The 16,634-nt window shown below is 71.7% G+C and carries 15 protein-coding genes and 1 pseudogene; 8 read left to right on the forward strand and 8 right to left on the reverse strand.

Features of this window, described 5'->3' with window-relative positions; translation table 11 throughout:
* The first annotated feature begins 126 nt into the window (after positions 1-126).
* Positions 127-1,470: pseudogene (locus FBY41_RS19045) on the forward strand (amidase).
* On the opposite strand, the gene FBY41_RS19050 reads toward FBY41_RS19045, so the two are convergent.
* Entirely contained in the window at positions 1,461-1,841 is a 381-nt protein-coding gene (locus FBY41_RS19050; protein ID WP_141845956.1) for a VOC family protein, read from the reverse strand. The pseudogene FBY41_RS19045 and the gene FBY41_RS19050 overlap by 10 nt on opposite strands.
* Positions 1,842-1,986: 145 nt before the next feature.
* On the opposite strand from FBY41_RS19050, the gene FBY41_RS19055 reads away from it, so the two are divergent.
* From FBY41_RS19055 to FBY41_RS19075, 5 genes are all read left to right on the forward strand, one after another.
* Entirely contained in the window at positions 1,987-2,418 is a 432-nt protein-coding gene (locus tag FBY41_RS19055; protein WP_260439898.1) for an SRPBCC family protein, read from the forward strand.
* A 62-nt stretch (positions 2,419-2,480) separates the two neighbouring features.
* The gene (locus tag FBY41_RS19060) at positions 2,481-3,911 is read left to right on the forward strand and encodes a xanthine dehydrogenase small subunit (RefSeq protein WP_260439899.1); all 1,431 of its coding nucleotides are present in this window, start codon (positions 2,481-2,483) and stop codon (positions 3,909-3,911) included.
* Positions 3,908-6,391 (forward strand): xanthine dehydrogenase molybdopterin binding subunit, encoded by a 2,484-nt coding sequence (xdhB, locus tag FBY41_RS19065; protein WP_141845958.1) that lies wholly within the window; start codon positions 3,908-3,910, stop codon positions 6,389-6,391. Before FBY41_RS19060 ends, xdhB begins: the two co-directional genes overlap by 4 nt.
* Positions 6,388-7,215, forward strand: coding sequence for a xanthine dehydrogenase accessory protein XdhC (gene xdhC / locus FBY41_RS19070; RefSeq protein WP_141845960.1), 828 nt, complete (start codon positions 6,388-6,390; stop codon positions 7,213-7,215). Before xdhB ends, xdhC begins: the two co-directional genes overlap by 4 nt.
* Entirely contained in the window at positions 7,212-8,567 is a 1,356-nt protein-coding gene (locus FBY41_RS19075; RefSeq protein ID WP_141845962.1) for a guanine deaminase, read from the forward strand. The genes xdhC and FBY41_RS19075 overlap by 4 nt, the downstream gene beginning before the upstream one ends.
* A gap of 64 nt (positions 8,568-8,631) precedes the next feature.
* Here the strand turns inward: FBY41_RS19075 and FBY41_RS19080 are convergent, their stop codons facing one another.
* From FBY41_RS19080 to FBY41_RS24060, 5 genes are all read right to left on the reverse strand, one after another.
* Positions 8,632-9,675 carry a universal stress protein gene (locus tag FBY41_RS19080; protein ID WP_141845964.1) on the reverse strand — a complete coding sequence of 348 codons (1,044 nt, stop codon included), beginning with the start codon at positions 9,673-9,675 and terminating at the stop codon, positions 8,632-8,634.
* Between the two features lie 109 nt (positions 9,676-9,784).
* Positions 9,785-10,213: a ChaB family protein gene (locus tag FBY41_RS19085; RefSeq protein ID WP_141845966.1), complete on the reverse strand. Its 429-nt coding sequence runs from the start codon at positions 10,211-10,213 to the stop codon at positions 9,785-9,787.
* Positions 10,214-10,277: 64 nt separating this feature from the next.
* Complete coding sequence (locus tag FBY41_RS19090; protein WP_141845968.1) at positions 10,278-11,690, reverse strand: pyridoxal phosphate-dependent decarboxylase family protein; 1,413 nt, start codon at positions 11,688-11,690, stop codon at positions 10,278-10,280.
* Positions 11,691-11,794: 104 nt separating this feature from the next.
* Positions 11,795-12,805, reverse strand: a complete 1,011-nt coding sequence (locus FBY41_RS19095) for an aldo/keto reductase family protein (protein ID WP_141845970.1) — start codon at positions 12,803-12,805, stop codon at positions 11,795-11,797.
* A gap of 78 nt (positions 12,806-12,883) precedes the next feature.
* A complete protein-coding gene (locus tag FBY41_RS24060) occupies positions 12,884-13,267 on the reverse strand; it encodes a hypothetical protein (RefSeq protein WP_260439931.1) in 384 nt (127 codons plus the stop codon).
* Here FBY41_RS24060 and FBY41_RS19100 point away from each other — a divergent pair.
* Positions 13,155-13,913 (forward strand): polysaccharide deacetylase family protein, encoded by a 759-nt coding sequence (locus tag FBY41_RS19100; RefSeq protein WP_260439926.1) that lies wholly within the window; start codon positions 13,155-13,157, stop codon positions 13,911-13,913. The two genes, FBY41_RS24060 and FBY41_RS19100, sit on opposite strands and share 113 nt — an antisense overlap.
* Before the next feature lie 45 nt (positions 13,914-13,958).
* Entirely contained in the window at positions 13,959-15,068 is a 1,110-nt protein-coding gene (locus FBY41_RS19105) for a YihY/virulence factor BrkB family protein (protein ID WP_141845972.1), read from the forward strand.
* Positions 15,069-15,120: 52 nt separating this feature from the next.
* Here the strand turns inward: FBY41_RS19105 and FBY41_RS19110 are convergent, their stop codons facing one another.
* Both FBY41_RS19110 and FBY41_RS19115 read right to left on the reverse strand, forming a co-directional pair.
* Positions 15,121-15,981: an NAD-dependent epimerase/dehydratase family protein gene (locus FBY41_RS19110; RefSeq protein WP_141845974.1), complete on the reverse strand. Its 861-nt coding sequence runs from the start codon at positions 15,979-15,981 to the stop codon at positions 15,121-15,123.
* Positions 15,982-16,122: 141 nt separating this feature from the next.
* On the reverse strand, positions 16,123-16,551 hold the full coding sequence (locus tag FBY41_RS19115) for a hypothetical protein (protein WP_141845976.1): 429 nt from the start codon (positions 16,549-16,551) through the stop codon (positions 16,123-16,125).
* Between the last annotated feature and the right edge of the window lie 83 nt (positions 16,552-16,634).

Genomic DNA, 16,634 nt, shown 5'->3' on the forward strand with positions numbered 1-16,634 from the left:
CCGTCGGCACGCTGTGGAAGGAGGCCCCTCGTGACGACCCCGAGCCGCCCAGCCGCCCTGTGCGCGACCGAGCTGCTGGCGGCATACGCCGAGCGGAGGCTCTCTCCCGTCGAGGTGCTCCTCGACGTGGCCGACGTCGTCGGCGAGCGCGAGCCGGGCCTCAACGCCCTGTGGGTCAACGACCTCGAGACGCGCCGCGAGGAGCTGCTCGAAGCAGCCAGGGCGAGCGAGCGTCGCTGGGCCGCGGGCGGGCCCAGCGGAGCGCTCGACGGCATCCCCGTCACCGTCAAGGAAAATCTCGCCCGGGCAGGTGTCCCCATGCCCGCGGGCAACGCCGGCACGACACCGTCGGTGCCCACCCGCAGCTCACCCGTGGTCGAGGCGATCGAGGACGCCGGCGGCATCATCATCGGCTCGACGGTCATGCCCGACTGAGGGATGCTCAGCTCCGGCGTCTCCAGCCTGCACGGCTGCACCCGCTCCCCCTGGGACGAGCGGCTGACCACCGGTGGATCCTCTTCCGGCGCAGGCGCGGCGGCCGCCTCGGGCTACGGCCCACTCCACGTCGGCACCGACATCGGTGGCTCGGTCCGCCTCCCCGGCACCTGGCTGGGGCTCACCACCCTCAAGCCCAGCGCCGGGCGCGTGCCGCTCGACACGCCCTACCTCGGCAGGGTGGCCGGACCCATGACCCGCACGGCCGCCGACGCCGCCCTGCTCCTGTCCGTCATCAGCCGGCCGGACCCCCGCGACTGGACCGCCCTACCACCGGGCCTGCCCCTGCCCGAACCCTTCGTCCTGGGCAGCCCCCGCCTGCAGACCGCCCGCATCGGCCTGCTCCTCGACGCCGGGTGCGGCACAGCGGTCGACCCGGAGGTGCGGGCCGTCGTCGAGACCGCAGCATCCGTGTTCGCCGCCGCCGGCGCCGAAGTTGTGCCCGTCGAGCCGTTCATGACGCCCGAGTGGCTCACCCGGCTCGACGAGTTCTGGCGGGTCCGCTCACTCGTCGAGCTCGAAGCCCTCAGCGCAGAGGCCCAGGATCGCGTGCTGCCCTTCGTCCGGCGGTGGGCCGAGACCGCCCGAGACGTCGACGGCCGGCAGCTGATGCGCGACTACGCCGCGACCATGGCCATCCAGCAGGCCACGGTCGCGGCGACCGAGCCCTTCGACCTCGTCCTCTCCCCCGTGGCACCGATGGCGGCCTTTCCCGCGGAATGGCCCATGCCATGGGGAGACGGCGACGAGGCGATGCCCCATATCGGCTTCACCGCGCCGTTCAACCTCTCGGGCCAGCCGGCCGGCACGGTCAACGCGGGCTTCACGGCGGACGGTCGCACCGTCGGGCTCCAGGTCTCCGGTCGCCGGTTCGACGACGTCGGCGTGCTCGAGGCACTGCACTGGTTCGAGCAGCACGGACCGGCAGCCGCGCGGCCGGCATGGCCGATCCCACCCGGGCGCGGTCAGCCCTGAGGCACGCCTCGGTGGCAGACAGCCTCGACGTTGTTGCCGTCGGGGTCGCGCACGAAGGCGCCGAAATAGCCGGGGTGGTACTCCGGCCACAGGCGCGGCTCGTGCAGGGACTCGGCGCCCGCCCCCACGGCCGCCTCGTGGAACGCTCGGACCGCATCGACGCTCTCGGCCGAGAACGCGCAGTGCATCTCGCGGTTCGGCTCCTCGCCGCTCCACGACGAGATCCAGAACTCCGGGTGGCCCTCACTGCCGTAGCCGATGGCGACGCCCACGTCCATCTGCCGTGAGTAGCCCAGCACCCCGAGCACCGCGTCGTAGAACCTGGCGCTGGCCTCGAGGTCCGAGCAGTTGATGCCGAAATGATCGATCATGACCGCACCGTAGCCCCGCCCACCGACACTCCGGGTCTGACGGAGATCACCCTCACGAGGCATTGTGCTCGGGGCCATCCTTTGATCGACTGTGGGTGGTGGGTCCGGCCCATCCGGGGCCGGTCCGAGCGAACCGGAGGTGCCCATGAGCAGTTCAACGCAGTCGGTCCCCGAGCAGGCAGAGGACGCCGAGCTCGAGGGGTCGCCCGCAGGCGTGCACGCCACCACGACCGTCGCCAAGCCCGTCGACGAGGTGTGGCAGCACCTCATCAGCGCGCGAGGCACCGAGGCCCTCCTCGGCCCCGGCGTGACGCTCGGCAGCAAGGGCGAGTCGTGGCACAGCGCAGACGGCCCTCACGGCGTCGTGCGCAGCTTCCACCCGCTGGAGCAGATCCGCGTGTCCTGGCACCCGCACGAGGACGGCCCCCTCAGCATCGTCGACCTCCAGCTCAAGGGCGACGGCGACAGCACCCGCCTCGACCTCTACCACGAGGGTGAGGGCATCGCCGACGACGGCGCGGGCGACAAGCGACGCTGGGACGACGCCCTGGGCCGGTTCGTCTCGACGCTCCCCTGACCCCCGCACACGCGGGGCGCGCCGCTCGCGGTCCAGAGCCCCGATCGGGTACGTCTCCCGACATGTCGTCGCGTATGCCGTCCGCCACCGTCAACGGGATCCCGCTCGGCCTCGAGGGGGTGTCCCCGACGACGAACGCCCTCGACTGGCTGCGCTCCCGCGGCCTCACAGGCGCCAAGGAGGGTTGCGCCGAGGGCGAGTGTGGAGCGTGCGCCGTGCTCGTCGCACGCCCCGGTCGCTCCGGCGACAGCACCACGGAGTGGACCGCCGTCAACTCCTGCCTCATGCCCGCGGCCTCCCTCGACGGGCAGGAGGTCGTGACCGTCGAGGGCCTCGGCTCCCCCGATGACCTGCATCCCGTGCAGCGCGAGCTGGCAGTTCGGGGCGGATCGCAGTGCGGCTTCTGCACCCCCGGTTTCGTGTGCAGCCTCGCGGCAGAGTTCTACCGGGCCGACCGCGCCGACGCCGGCTGCGATGCCCATGCCCTGTCCGGCAACCTCTGCCGGTGCACGGGCTACCGGCCGATCCAGGACGCCGCAGACGCCCTCGGTATGCCTTCCGGTGACGACCCGCTCGGCCGCCGTCGTGAGGCTCCGGCCCCCGGTGCGGTGCCGACCCGGCTCGTGGGTGCGGCCGGCACGTACGCCCGGGCCGCCGACCTGACCGACGCCTGCACGCTCCTGGCCGAGCACCCCGAGGCGGTGCTCGTCGCGGGGTCGACCGACTGGGGCGTCGAGGTCAACCTGCGGGCGGCCCGCTCAGCCTTCGTCATCGGCATCGACCGCGTGCCGGAGCTGCGCGACCTCGACGAGGACGGTGACGCGATCACCATCGGTGCGGGCCTCACCCTGTCGGAGATCGAGCGGCGACTCGGCGGGCGAGTCCCCCTGCTGGCCGAGCTGCTGCCCCAGTTCGCCTCGCGCCTCATCCGCAACGGCGCGACCCTCGGCGGCAACCTCGCGACGGCGTCACCGATCGGCGACGCCGCACCGGTTCTGCTTGCCCTGGAGGCCGAGGTGATCCTCACCTCCTCGAGCGGGGAGCGAACGCTCCCGATCAGCGAGTTCTTCACGGGCTATCGCCAGACGGTGCGCCGCGCGGACGAGCTCATCCGTGCCGTGCGGATTCCCTTGCCGCTCAGCCCGATCAGCGCCTTTCACAAGATCGCGAAGCGACGATTCGACGACATCAGCGGCGTCGCCATCGCCTTCGCCCTCGACGTTCGCGACGGCACGGTCGCCCGGGCCCGCATCGGCCTCGGTGGGGTGGCCGCCACTCCGCTCCGCGCTCTCGCGACCGAGCGGTCCCTCGAAGGTCACGCGTGGTCGGAGTCGACCGTGGAGGCGGCCGCCGAGGTGCTGCGTGGCGAGGGCACGCCGATCGACGACCTCCGCGCCTCGGCCGCCTACCGCCGGGCCATGCTCGGCACCTCCCTGCTGCGGCTGCATGCCGAGCAGGGGCACCCGGGGCGCACCGAGGGGGCTCGCGCATGAGCAGTCTCTCGCAGCGCCCGGCGAACGCCGTTGTCGGTCAGGCGATCCCGCACGAGTCAGCAGCACTGCACGTCACCGGCTCCGCTCTCTACACCGACGACCTCGTCGGCCGGACTGCCGGCGTGCTGCACGCGTGGCCGGTCCAGTCACCGCACGCCCGGGCGACGGTGACAGCGCTCCGCGTCGAGGCGGCATACGGCATCGACGGCGTGGTGCGGGTGCTCTCGGCGGCTGATGTGCCGGGGCTCAACGACGCCGGCGTCAAGGGCGACGAGCCACTCTTCCCGGCCGAGGCCCGCCATGTCGGCCATGCGATCTGCTGGGTGCTCGGCGAGACGCTCGAGGCGGCTCGGCTCGGGGCCGCTGCGGTCGAGGTGGACTACGCACCGCTGCCCGCCATCATCACGCTCCGCGAGGCGATCGCTGCCGAGGCGTTCCAAGGCTGCCAGCCAACCCTCCTGCGCGGCGACGTGGAGAGCGGGCTCGCCCACGCGGCAGTCGTTTTCGCCGGCGAGCTCGACATCGCCGGGCAAGAGCACTTCTATCTCGAGACGCACGTCTCCATCGCGCTCGTCGACGAGGCCGGGCAGGTGTTCGTCCAGTCGAGCACCCAGCACCCGAGCGAGACCCAGGCCATGGTCGCCCAGGTGCTCGCCCTGCCGAGCAACGCCGTGACGGTCCAGTCCCTGCGCATGGGAGGCGGCTTCGGCGGCAAGGAGATGCAGCCGCACGGCCTCGCCGCCGTGGCAGCACTGGGGGCGACCCTCACGGGGCGGCCGGTCCGGCTCCGGCTCAACCGCACGCAGGACATGACGATGACGGGCAAGCGGCACGGCTTCCACGCGCAGTGGCGAGTGGGCTTCGACGCCGACGGCCACCTCACGGCGCTCGACGCGACCCTCACGTCCGACGGCGGCTGGAGCTTGGACCTCTCCGAGCCGGTGCTCGCGCGGGCGCTGTGCCACGTCGACAACGCCTACTGGATCCCCGACGTGCGGGTCAACGGCCGGATCGCGCGAACCAACAAGACCTCGCAGACTGCCTTCCGCGGATTCGGCGGCCCGCAGGGGATGCTCGTCATCGAGGACATCCTCGGCCGCTGCGCCCCACTGCTCGGCATCGACCCGGCCGAGCTGCGACGGCGCAACTTCTACGTCGACGGCCAGGCCACCCCCTACGGCCAGCCGGTCCGCCACCCCGAGCGCCTCGTCCACGCGTGGGACGACCTCACGGCTCGCGCCGACCTCGTGCAGCGCCGCGAGGAGGTCGCGGCGTTCAACGCCGAGCACCCCCATGCCAAGCGAGGTCTTGCCATCACTCCGGTGAAGTTCGGGATCTCGTTCAACTTCACGACGTTCAACCAGGCGGGCGCCCTCGTCCACGTCTACACGGACGGCTCCGTCCTCATCAACCACGGGGGCACCGAGATGGGCCAGGGCCTGCACACGAAGATGCTCCAGGTGGCTGCCACGAGCCTGGGGCTCCCCCTCGAGCGGGTCCGGCTGGCGCCCACCCGCACCGACAAGGTGCCGAACGCCTCTGCGACGGCAGCGAGCTCTGGCGCCGACCTCAACGGCGGGGCCGTCAAGCACGCGTGCGAGCAGATCACCGCTCGGCTCGCCGAGGTGGCTGCCGCCGAGCTCTCGGTCGACCCGTCAGAGGTCACCTTCGCCGGGGGCGTCGTCTCGGGCGGCGGCGGCTCCCTCACGTGGGAGGAGGTCGTCGCGCTCGCCTACGCGCAGCGCGTCCAGCTCTGGGCCTCGGGCTTCTACCGCACCGAGGGTCTGCAGTGGGACTCGACCGCGATGCAGGGCTCGCCCTTCAAGTACTTCTCCTACGGGGTCGCCGCGTGCGAGGTCGAGGTCGACGGCTTCACCGGCGCCTACCGGACCCGGCGCGTCGACATCGTCCACGACGTCGGCGACAGCCTCTCGCCGCTGGTCGACATCGGCCAGATCGAAGGCGGATTCGTCCAGGGCGCAGGCTGGCTCACTCTCGAGGACCTCCGTTGGGAGGAGGGTGACGGCCCGAACCGGGGCCGGCTCGCCACGCAGTCGGCAAGCACGTACAAGCTGCCGTCGCTCTCCGAGATGCCCGAGGTCTTCACCGTCGCCTTGCTCGAGCACGCCCACGAGGACGGCGTCGTGTATGGCTCCAAGGCCGTCGGCGAGCCACCGCTCATGCTCGCCTTCTCGGTGCGCGAGGCGCTGCGGCAGGCCGCCGCCGCCTTCGGGCCCGAGCGTGCGGCCGTCCACCTCGCCACACCGGCGACCCCCGAGTCGGTCTGGTGGGCGATCGAGTCGGCTCGCTCCCAGCGCGACGATGACTCCCCAGGCCGCCGCGCCGAGCGGGCAGGGGTGACTGTCGTCAGCGCAGAGGTGGGCGGTCAGGACCCACACGCGCCGGACCAACCAGAGCCCGACGCGCCGCCGATCGCCCCCGAGACCGAGCGGCTCGCCGACTCGGGGAGCCCCCGATGAGCTGGCTCCGGGCGGTCCAGGCCCTGCGCGACCAGCGCCACCCCGGAGTCCTCGTGACCGTCGCCGACGTGCGAGGTCACGCCCCGCGTGACTCCGGCGCCAAGATGGTCGTATCCGCCGCCGAGGCGTGGGGCACGATCGGCGGGGGCAACCTCGAGGCGACGGCGCTGGCCCGGGCACGCGCGATGCTCGAGGCCGCCACCGCCGCGCCGGTCACCCTCACCGTGTCGCTCAGCGACAAGGCGCCGAGCGAGCACGGCCAGCAGTGTTGCGGTGGCGAGGTCTCACTCCTGCTGGAGCCGCTGCCCGTCGTGCCCGCGGTGGCGGTCTTCGGCGTCGGGCACGTCGGGCTGGAGCTCGCCCGCATCCTCGCGCGGCACGACCTCGACCTCCACCTCGTGGACTCGCGCGCCGCAGCACTCGAGCCCGCTCGTCTCGCGGTTCTCGACGATGCCGTGGCTCAGGTCCACCTCCACCACTCCCCCGTGCCCGAGGTCGTGCTCGGCCAGGTGCCGGCCGGCACCCATGTGCTCGTCATGACGCACGACCATGCCGAGGACGCCGCCCTCTGCGACGCCGCACTCCGTTGTGGGCACCTCGGCTCGATCGGCCTCATCGGCTCCACGGCGAAGTGGGCCCGCTTCGAGGCGCTCCTGCGCCGCGAGGGCCACGACGACGACGCGGTGCGCCGCATCCAGAGCCCGATCGGGTTGGCCGGCATGACGGGCAAGGATCCCGCCACCGTGGCCCTCTCGGTTGCCGCCGACCTCCTGCTGCGGAGCCAACGCGGCGCGCACGCCGGCGGATCGGTGCTCCCGTCGTGACCATCGTGAGGGGCACCTTCCTCGACACCCCGACGGGCGAGAGCGCCGTGGGGGCCGAGCTGCGCGTCGCGACCGACGCCGCGCTGCGCGTCGTCGAGGGCACCATCGTCGAACGTGGCTCGTGGGCCGAGCTCAGCGGCCGGCATGCGGACGACGTGCTCGACCTGCGCGAGGGCCTCGTGCTTCCGGGTCTCGTCGACACCCACGTCCACTACCCGCAGGTGCGCGTCATCGGCGGCCTCGGCCTGCCCCTGCTCGAGTGGCTCGACGCCGTCGCCCTGCCCGAGGAGGCGCGCCTCGCGTCGACCGACCACGCCCGGGCCGTCGCGACCGAGTTCGTCAGTGGGCTCGCGGCGTCCGGCACCACGACCGCACTCGTCTTCGGCGCGCACTTCGCGAGCGCCGTCGACGTGCTCTTCGAGGAGGTGGAGCGCGTCGGCCTTCGCGTCACGGCCGGGCTCGTCGTCAGCGACCGCGGCCTCCCGGAGCCGCTGCTCACGACGCCCGAGCGCGCCTACGACGAGTCGATCGCGCTCGCGCGACGGTGGCACCGCCCCGTGAGCCCGGGCCGCGCCGGCCGCACGAGGTATGCCGTGACACCGCGCTTCTCGTACGGCGCGAGCGACGAGCTGCTCGAGTCGTGCCAAGCGGTGCTCAAGGATGTGCCCGGCTCGCGGTTCACGTCCCACGTCAATGAGAGCCAAGCCGAGATCGCCTCTGTCGCAACGCTTTTCCCAGACGCCATCGACTACGTCGACACCTACGACCGGCACGGCGTGATCGGACCGTCATCGGTGCTGGCTCATGACGTGCACCCGACCGACCGCGAGCTGCGCGTCCTCGCGGGGCAGGGTGCGACGGTCGCCCACTGCCCCACGAGCAATGCCGCCCTCGGCAGTGGGCCCTTCCCGCTGGGCGACCACGTGCGGCACGGGGTGCGCGTCTCGCTCGGGTCGGATGTCGGGGCCGGCACGGGCTTCTCGCTCTTCAAGGAGGGCCTGCAGGCGTACTTCACGCAGCAGCTCCTCGGTGACGCGGGCCAGCCGCTCGCACCGGCAGACCTGCTGCACCTCGTGACCCGCTCCGGCGCGCTCGCCCTCGGCCTCGATGGTGAGGTGGGTGACCTGTCGGTCGGCAAGGCATTCGACGCGCTCTGGCTCCGGCCGTCAGCGACGTCGCCCCTCGCCCTTGCGCTGCGGCACGCAGGATCGGCAACGGAGGCCGTCGCCCGGGTGTTCGCCCTGGCCGGTCCGGCCGACGTCGCCGGGGTCTGGGTCGCCGGCCATCCCGTCATGGGCGAGCACGACACCCCCGAGCACGACACCCACGAGCGAGGCACCCGCAGGCCGTGAGCCGCGAGCCCGTCGGGAGCTGACGGACTCGCGGGTCGATCGGGAGCAGCCGGTCGAGACCGCCTCAGCGGACGATCATCACCGGGCACTCGGCATTGTGGATGACGTTGTGACTGACCGAGCCGAGCAGCAGGCCCTTGAAGCCTCCCCGGCCCCGCGAGCCGACGACGACCAGACCAGCGGTCGAGCCGAGGTCGGCGATGGCCCGCCCGGGGTTCCCATAGAGCACCTCCGTCGACACCTCGAGATCGGGGTGCTTCGCCTTGGCGAGGCGGACCGCCGCTGCCAGCGCGTCGTCGGCGTGCTCGCGAAGACTGTGCGCGTGCACCGTGCCCGCGTGGGCCGTCTCCTCGTAGGCCCAGCTGTCGATCGACGGCACCTGCACGACGTGGGCGATGCGCAGCTCGGCGCCCTCCTCCATCGCGATGTCGGCGGCGGCCTGCACGGCGCGCATGGCTGGCTCCGAGTCGTCGAACCCGACGACCACCGGATGCGAGGCATCCGGCCGGACGACCTCCGGTAGGCCGTCGTTGATCGAGGCGACCTCGCTCTTCTCGGTGTCCGCCGGCGGCGAGAGCTCGTGGTTCGGCCGGACGACGACGACGGGGCAGTGCGCGTGGGCGGCGACGGCATACGACGTCGACCCGAGCAGCCCACCCGTGATGCGACCGCGTCCGCGGCTGCCCATCACGACGAGGTCGGCGTCATTGGAGGCCTCGACGATCTGGGCAGCCGGGCTGCCGAGCCAGTACTGCGTCTGGATCCGCGACGCGTCGAGCGTGTCGCCGGCACGCATGGCGCCGTCGTCGACGAGCCGCTTGGCCGCGTCCTGGAGCTCGGGCTCCACCTGCGAGGTGTCGAATGCCGGGAAGCCCGGGATGAAGCTGAGGTTGACGCTGTGCAAGAGGGTCAGGCGGCTCCCGCGCCGTCGCGCCGTGGCTGCGGCCCAGCTGAGAGCGAGCCGCGACTCCGGTGAGCCGTCATAGCCGATGACGACGCCCGCCGTGCGGACGTGGTGGCCGCCGAACTCGTCGGTGGACGTCGTGTCAGCAGCATCGGTGGGGTGATCGGTGGTGACCGTGGTGCGGTCCGCTTCCTGGCCGTTCATGGTGAGCACGCCTCCTCGCGAGAGCCGGGACCGTGCTCCCGGCCACCTCCATCATGGCGCGTCCGGCACCCGCGTGGGGCAAGTGGTGACGAGCCAGACACGGTGAGCCTCAGGAGTCGCGAGCTGCCGCCGTCGCTCGGTCGTTCGCCTTCTGGATGGCCTCGACGAGCTCGTCCTTGCTCATCGACGAGCGTCCCTTGACGTCGAGCCGCTTGGCGATGTCGTAGAGGTGGGCCTTGCTCGCAAAGGCATCGACCCCGCCCTGGGAGTCACCGTCGTCGCGGTGGGCTCGCGCGGCCGCGCCGCGCCGGGCGGCCTGCGCGTCGCTCGGCCCCTTGTGCGCCTTCTCCTCCCAGTGGTCGCCCACCTTCTCGAAGCTGTGCTTGAGCGACGCGAAAGCGGTGCGGTGCGCCCGCTCGCCCTCGCCGTACTGCTCCACCGCGGCGTCGTGCGTCGCGCGCCACGTGTCCTGAGCCTTGGTCGACGACCGCTGGATCGTCGAGGGCATGTCGTCGTCACCTCTGCGCTTCGTGGGCATGACACTGCTCCTGCCGTATGCCGTTGGCTTCCTCCTGCTCGCTACCCACCCCTCGTGCTTCCGGTCACGTCGCGGACGGGGCGCGGGCGCCCACCACGGCGGCGGCCCGGAGGATGGCGTCCGCAGACAGGTCGATGTCGTCCTCGGTCGTCGTCGCGTTGGACACCGAGACGCGGATGAGGCGCTGGCCGTGCCACGTCGTGCCCCCGACCCAGCACGTGCCATCGCGCTGCACCTCGGCGATGACGGCGTCGGTGTGGGCGGTGTCGCCGACGCTCACGAGCAGCTGGTTGAGCACGACATCGTTGTGGATGGTCGCGCCCCCGGCCTCGAGCCGCGCCGCCATCCGGCGCGTCAGGGCGCACGACCGGTCGACGAGGTCGGCAACGCCGTCTCGCCCGAGCTCGCGCAGGGCGGCCCAGACCGCGAACCCCCGTGCCCGGCGGGAGGACTCGGGGGTGAGGTCGCCGAGCACGAAGTCCGAGCCGGCGCCCGACCCCGTGAGGTAGGACGCGGCATACGACATCGTGGCTGCGTGGAGCGCGGCATCGGCGCAGAAGGCCAGACCGCTGTCATAGGGCACGTTGAGCCACTTGTGGGCGTCGGTGCCCCACGAGTCGGCGGCCTCTACCCCGTCGAGCAGGTGAGCGGTGCGCGGGCTGGCAGCGGCCCAGAGGCCGAAGGCCCCGTCGACGTGCACCCAGCCGCCGACGCGACGGGCCAGCGGGATCGCCGCGCTGAGGTTGTCGCAGGCGCCCGTGTTGACGTTTCCCGCCTGGAGGCAGACGATCACCGGCTCGCCCGCGAGAACGTCGAGGGCGCGGCCGAGAGCCTCGACGTCGATGGCCCCCTGGCTCGTCGCCGGGACGGGGTGAATGACCGAGGTGCCGAAGCCGAGCAGCCGTGCCGCGCGGTCGATCGTGGCGTGCCGCTCCTCGCTCGCGACGATCGCGACACGCGGCGCACCGAAGAGGCCCTCGCGCTCGACGTCCCAGCCGACATCGGCGAGCACGCGGTGACGGCCGACGGCGAGCCCGACGGTGTTGGCCGCCTGGGCTCCCGTGACGAAGCCGACGGATGCCTGCGCCGGAAGGCCCAGCAGCTGCTTGGCCCAGCTGCCGGCCGCGCGCTCGGCTGCCGCCGCGGCGGGCGAGAGCACCTCGTTGTAGGCGCACTGGTCCCACCCGGTGGCGAGGATGTCTGCCGCCGTCGCCGCGGGTGAGGACCCGCCGATGACGAAGCCGAAGAAGCGTGGCCCGACCGTGCCCACGAGCCCGGGCTCTGCTGCCTCCACGAGCTGACGGACCACCTCGGCGGGCGGGGTCGGCCCTGCCTGCAGGTCACCGTCGCCGCCGAGGGCCGAGGTCAGCGTGTCCCTGTCGGTGACCGGCTGGACCGGCCGGTTGCCCACCGTGGCGCGATGCCTCGCCCCCACCTCGGCCGCGCTGGTGAGGAGCTGCTGCAGGTCGACGTCCATGGGAGGCACGCTCCTCCGGGTCGCACGGGGAGCGCAAGAGACGACGGGGGCCGCACGGCATACGGCCCCCATCGTCGGTGTCGTGCGAAGGGTCAGGCGGAGGATCAGGCGACCCGCTGCTGCGGCGCAGTCTCCTTCGTCTTGCCGGGGTCCTTCTCGACGATGTCACCGAGCACGTCGTCGATGCGCGTCATGAGCTCGGGCTCGAGCTTCACGCCGGCCGCCTTGACGTTCTCGGAGACCTGCTCGGGACGCGAGGCGCCGACGAGCGCTGCGGCGACGTTGGGGTTCTGGAGGACCCACGCGACGGCGAGCTGCGCCATCGTGAGACCGGCCTCGTCCGCGATCGGCTTGAGGTTCTGCACCCGCGTCAGCACGTCGTCGTTCATGAAGCGCTTGATCATGTCGGCGCCGCCCTTCTCGTCGGCGGCCCGCGATCCCTCCGGCGCCTGCTGGCCCGGCTGGTACTTGCCGGTCAGCACACCCTGCGCGATGGGGCTCCACACGATCTGGCTGACGCCGAGCTCCTCGCACGTCGGCACGACCTCACCCTCGATGACGCGCCAGAGCATGGAGTACTGCGGCTGGCTCGAGATGAGCTGGAAGCCGAGCTCCTTGGAGAGCTTGACGCCCTCGCGGATCTGCTCGGCGGTCCACTCGCTGACGCCGATGTAGAGCGCCTTGCCCTGGCGGACGATGTCGGCGAAGGCCTGCATCGTCTCCTCGAGGGGCGTCTCGGTGTCGTAGCGGTGGGCCTGGTAGAGGTCGACGTAGTCGGTCTGGAGGCGCTTCAGCGAGCCGTTGATCGACTCCATGATGTGCTTGCGCGACAGACCGGTGTCGTTCTTGCCGCCCGGGCCGGTGGGCCAGTAGACCTTCGTGAAGATCTCGAGGCTCTCGCGCCGCTCGCCCTTGAGGGCGTCGCCGAGGACGGTCTCGGCCTTGGTGTTGGCGTAGACGTCGGCCGTGTCGAAGGTGCTGATGCCGGCGTCGAGCGCTGCCTGCACGCACTGGGTGGCGACGTCGTTCTCGACCTGTGAGCCGTGGGTGAGCCAGTTGCCGTAGGTGATCTCGGAGATCTTGAGTCCGCTGTTGCCGAGGTATCGGAATTCCATGCTGCCCACCGTATGCCGCGGCGCTGACAACGTTCTGACCGGCTGTCTCGTCGTGCACAATCGGCCGCCGCGCCGCCGTCACGGGTGTTCCATGGAGGTGGGAGGGGTCGTGGGTCGCCGAGGATGCATGAGGACACGAGCAGGTGCCGGCGCGGTGGCCGTCGCCATCGTGCTGGCCCTCGCTGCCTGCCAGGGATCGGAACCGCAGACCACGCCCTCACTGACGTCACCGACCGCCACCGTCTCGACGCCGACGCCCAACCCCACGGGCACCGCCCGGCCCACGACCGCGGTGAGCACGGCCGGCACGAGCACGCGGCCTGCCGTCACGTCGTCGGGCCGGAGACCCGTGACGCCGGCGCCCACGTCCACGAGTCCCAGACCGAGCCCCAGCTCCAGCCCGAGCGCCAGCCCCCGCGTCACCACCAGGGCGCCGACGACTGCGCCGTCGACATGCTCCATCCCGTCCCGGCTGCTGGGACGCGACCTCGAGAGGCTCGGCACGACACGCAAGGTCGTGGCCCTGACCTTCGACGGCGGTGGCGATGACCAAGGCGTCGCCTCGATCCTGCGCACGCTGTCGACCCAGGGCGTGCCGGCCTCCTTCTTCCTCACCGGCGAGTTCGTCGACGACTTCCCCGCGAGCGCCCAGGCGATCGCGGCGCGCCACCCCGTGGGCAACCACAGCTACCACCACCCCGACCTGACGACGCTCTCCTCGGCAGCGATCCGCACGGAGGTGCGCTCGGCCGCCACCCGCATCAAGGCCGTCACCGGTCAGGATCCACGGCCGTGGTTCCGCTTCCCGCTCGGCGCGGTCGACGCCCGCACCATCGACGTCGTCAACGCCGAGTGCTACGTGCCGTTCCGCTGGACGGTCGACACCCTGGGCTGGAAGGGCACCTCCGGCGGCCAGTCCGTGTCGACGGTCGTCGATCGGGTGGTCTCGCGGCTCGTGCCGGGCCAGATCGTGCTCATGCACGTGGGCGCGCATCCGACCGACCACTCCACGCTCGACGCCGACGCCCTCCCGCGCATGATCGGCGAGCTGCGAGCCCGCGGCTACTCCTTCGTCACCCTCGGGGCCGTCATCGGCCCTGCCCCGTGACGGATCGGGTGGTTCCCCCGGGGTCACAACGGGTACTCCGGGCCCATGGACGAGCAGACGCGCACTACGCCCCAGCCTCAGCCACCTCAGGACGCCCAAGACACGCGAGACGAGCACGACCGTCGCTCGCGCCGGGTCGACCGGGACCCGACCGCCGACCCTGAGGCGGGTGCCAAGCCGGACTCGTTGCGCGACCTCCGGCGGGACTCGTGGCGCTACGTGGCGCGGCGGACCGTGCGCGAGTTCTCCAAGGACCAGTGCACCGACCTCGCCGCGGCCCTCGTCTACTACTCCGTGCTCGCGATCTTCCCGGCCGCGATCGCGCTGCTCTCGGTCGTCGGCCTCGTCGGGCAGTCCTCCCAGACGGTGTCCACGATCACCTCGGTGCTCGAGCAGGTCGGGGCAGGCAGCGTCGCGCAGACGGTGCAGCCCATTCTCGAGTCGCTGAGCAGCTCGTCCGGCGCGGGCCTCGCCTTCGTCCTCGGACTCCTGACGGCACTGTGGTCGGCCTCCGGCTACGTGTCATCGTTCGGGCGGGCGATGAACCGCGTCTACGAGATTCCCGAGGGGCGGCCGTTCTGGAAGCTGCGACCCCTCATGCTGCTCCTCACGCTGGTGGCCGTCGTCCTCGCCGCGGCCGTGGCTCTGGCCCTGGTCGTGAGCGGACCCGTTGCCCAGGCGATCGGCGACGCCATCGGTCTCGGCAGCATGGCGGTGACCGTGTGGGGCATCGTCAAGTGGCCGGTGATGGTGGTCGCGGTGGCGCTCATCGTCGCGCTGCTCTACTACGCCGCACCGAACGTCAAGCAGCCGAAGTTCCGCTGGATCAGTGTCGGAGCGCTCGTCGCCATCATCACCTGGGTCATCGCCTCCGCGATCTTCGGCGTCTACGTCGCCAACTTCTCCAACTACAACAAGACCTACGGCACTCTCGCGGGCGTCGTCGTCTTCCTCCTCTGGCTGTGGATCACGAACCTCGCCATGCTCTTCGGCGCCGAGCTCGACGCGGAGCTGGAGCGGGCGCGCGAGCTTCAGGCCGGACTGCCCGCCGAGGAGTCGATCCAGCTGCCGCCTCGCGACACGACGAAGATCGAGAAGGAGGAGCAGAAGCGCGCCGACGAGCTGGAGCGAGGGCGCCAGCTCGCCGACGGCTGAGGTGCGCTGGCGCGACCCGTCGTGCTCGCCCGTCGTCCGGCGTCGACCGTCGTCAGGCGTTGACCGTAGGCGTGTCGCGCCAGGAGAACTCGGGCTCGTAGCCGAGCACTCGCCGTGCCTTGTCGATGGAGAGCAGGGTCGAGTGCTCGCCGATCTCGCCTCTGCGCTCGACCTCCGGGAACACCTCGTCGAGCAGCTCGGCGTTCGACCGGGTCATCACCGAGTCAGGTGAGGCGATGATGAAGCGGTCGAAGCCTGGAGTGTCGAGCTCCAGCGCCTTCTCGACGGCTTGGGCGCCGTCGCGTCCGTCGATGTAGGCCCAGAGGTTCCACTTGCGCTCCCGGGCGTCCGCGTCGAACGGGAAGGCTCGGTAGTCCTCGACGTCCATGACGTTGGAGAAGCGCAAACCGATGATCTTGAGGTCGGGGTGCCAGCGGCACAGCTCGATCGCGAGCTGCTCCTCGAGGTGCTTGACGAGGGAGTAGACGGACTCGGGCCGCGCGGCATACTCCTCGTCGACGGGAACGTAGGGCGGGGGCGTGTCGAAGGGCAACCCGAGCACGGTCTCCGACGACGCGTAGACGACGTTGCGGATGCCGAGACGGATCGCGGCGTAGAAGACGCCGAACGTCGTGACGATGTTGTTGCGGAACGTCTCGATGTCGGCAGACAAGCCCGGGGCAGGGATGGCCGCGAGGTGCACGAGCGCGTCGACGGCCGGAGGCTGGTCGCCGTCACGCGCACCGCTCAGGGCGTCGATCACCTGGCCGTAGTCCGTGAGGTCGACCCGCACGAAGCCGTCGGCCCGCTCCCCCTCACGGTCGAGGTTGACGACGGTGTGGCCGCTGTCGGTCAGACGGCGGACGACGTGGCGACCGAGCTTGCCGGTGCCGCCGGTGACGGCGATGCGCATGGATCCTCCTGGGGGCGAGTGGCGAACGCGTGTGCTGCACGTACCCAACCAAGCCAACCGCGGTATGCCGGGTGCATCCTGTGCGCTGCGTGTGCGCGGGACACGAGGGCAGGGTGACGCGGCAAGGCACGCTGCCGGCCGTCACGGAGCTGCCGTGAGCGGCTCCGGCAAGGCCGTGACCCCGTCGCGCGTCGCGACGTGGAAGCCGAGCAGCCGGACACCGTGAGCCCGGCACGAGTCGATGGTCTGCTGGTGCCATGCCCGGTCGGTGTCGGTCGGCACACCGCCGCCGGGTCGGCCGCGGCCCACAAGGAGGGAGCCACCTCGGGCGACGACGAGCGGCAGGATCATGTCGAGCACTGCGGTCAGTGCACCGACGTCGGCGTCGGGCGGCACATCCGACAGGACGATGGGCACGATGCCGCGATGCTGCTCATCGCACACCATGAGGCCGACGCACCCGTCCGCCCGGGCCTCGTCACCGATGATGAGATCGATGACGTCGGCCGCGACGCGGCGGTCGGTCAGCGGGATCTTCTTCACGTCCAGGGGCAGGTCCTCGAAGGTCATGCATGGCATCGTCCCGGTCGCCGTCGATCCGGCTCCTGCGTTGTCCCCAGGCTGGCGGACCTGTGGACAACCTGAGACGAAAT

This window comes from Humibacillus xanthopallidus (assembly GCF_006716675.1).
GTDB classification, from domain to species: Bacteria; Actinomycetota; Actinomycetes; order Actinomycetales; family Dermatophilaceae; genus Humibacillus; species Humibacillus xanthopallidus_B.

Excerpts from the sequence above, each read along its gene's own strand:
- FBY41_RS19050 (WP_141845956.1), bottom strand. The coding sequence starts at position 1,841 with ATGATCGATCATTTCGGCATCAACTGCTCGGACCTCGAGGCCAGCGCC.
- FBY41_RS19055 (WP_260439898.1), top strand. The coding sequence starts at position 1,987 with ATGAGCAGTTCAACGCAGTCGGTCCCCGAGCAGGCAGAGGACGCCGAG.
- FBY41_RS19060 (WP_260439899.1), top strand. The coding sequence starts at position 2,481 with ATGTCGTCGCGTATGCCGTCCGCCACCGTCAACGGGATCCCGCTCGGC.
- xdhB (WP_141845958.1), top strand. The coding sequence starts at position 3,908 with ATGAGCAGTCTCTCGCAGCGCCCGGCGAACGCCGTTGTCGGTCAGGCG.
- xdhC (WP_141845960.1), top strand. The coding sequence starts at position 6,388 with ATGAGCTGGCTCCGGGCGGTCCAGGCCCTGCGCGACCAGCGCCACCCC.
- FBY41_RS19080 (WP_141845964.1), bottom strand. The coding sequence starts at position 9,675 with ATGAACGGCCAGGAAGCGGACCGCACCACGGTCACCACCGATCACCCC.
- FBY41_RS19085 (WP_141845966.1), bottom strand. The coding sequence starts at position 10,213 with ATGCCCACGAAGCGCAGAGGTGACGACGACATGCCCTCGACGATCCAG.
- FBY41_RS19090 (WP_141845968.1), bottom strand. The coding sequence starts at position 11,690 with ATGGACGTCGACCTGCAGCAGCTCCTCACCAGCGCGGCCGAGGTGGGG.
- FBY41_RS19095 (WP_141845970.1), bottom strand. The coding sequence starts at position 12,805 with ATGGAATTCCGATACCTCGGCAACAGCGGACTCAAGATCTCCGAGATC.
- FBY41_RS24060 (WP_260439931.1), bottom strand. The coding sequence starts at position 13,267 with ATGGAGCATGTCGACGGCGCAGTCGTCGGCGCCCTGGTGGTGACGCGG.
- FBY41_RS19105 (WP_141845972.1), top strand. The coding sequence starts at position 13,959 with ATGGACGAGCAGACGCGCACTACGCCCCAGCCTCAGCCACCTCAGGAC.
- FBY41_RS19110 (WP_141845974.1), bottom strand. The coding sequence starts at position 15,981 with ATGCGCATCGCCGTCACCGGCGGCACCGGCAAGCTCGGTCGCCACGTC.
- FBY41_RS19115 (WP_141845976.1), bottom strand. The coding sequence starts at position 16,551 with ATGACCTTCGAGGACCTGCCCCTGGACGTGAAGAAGATCCCGCTGACC.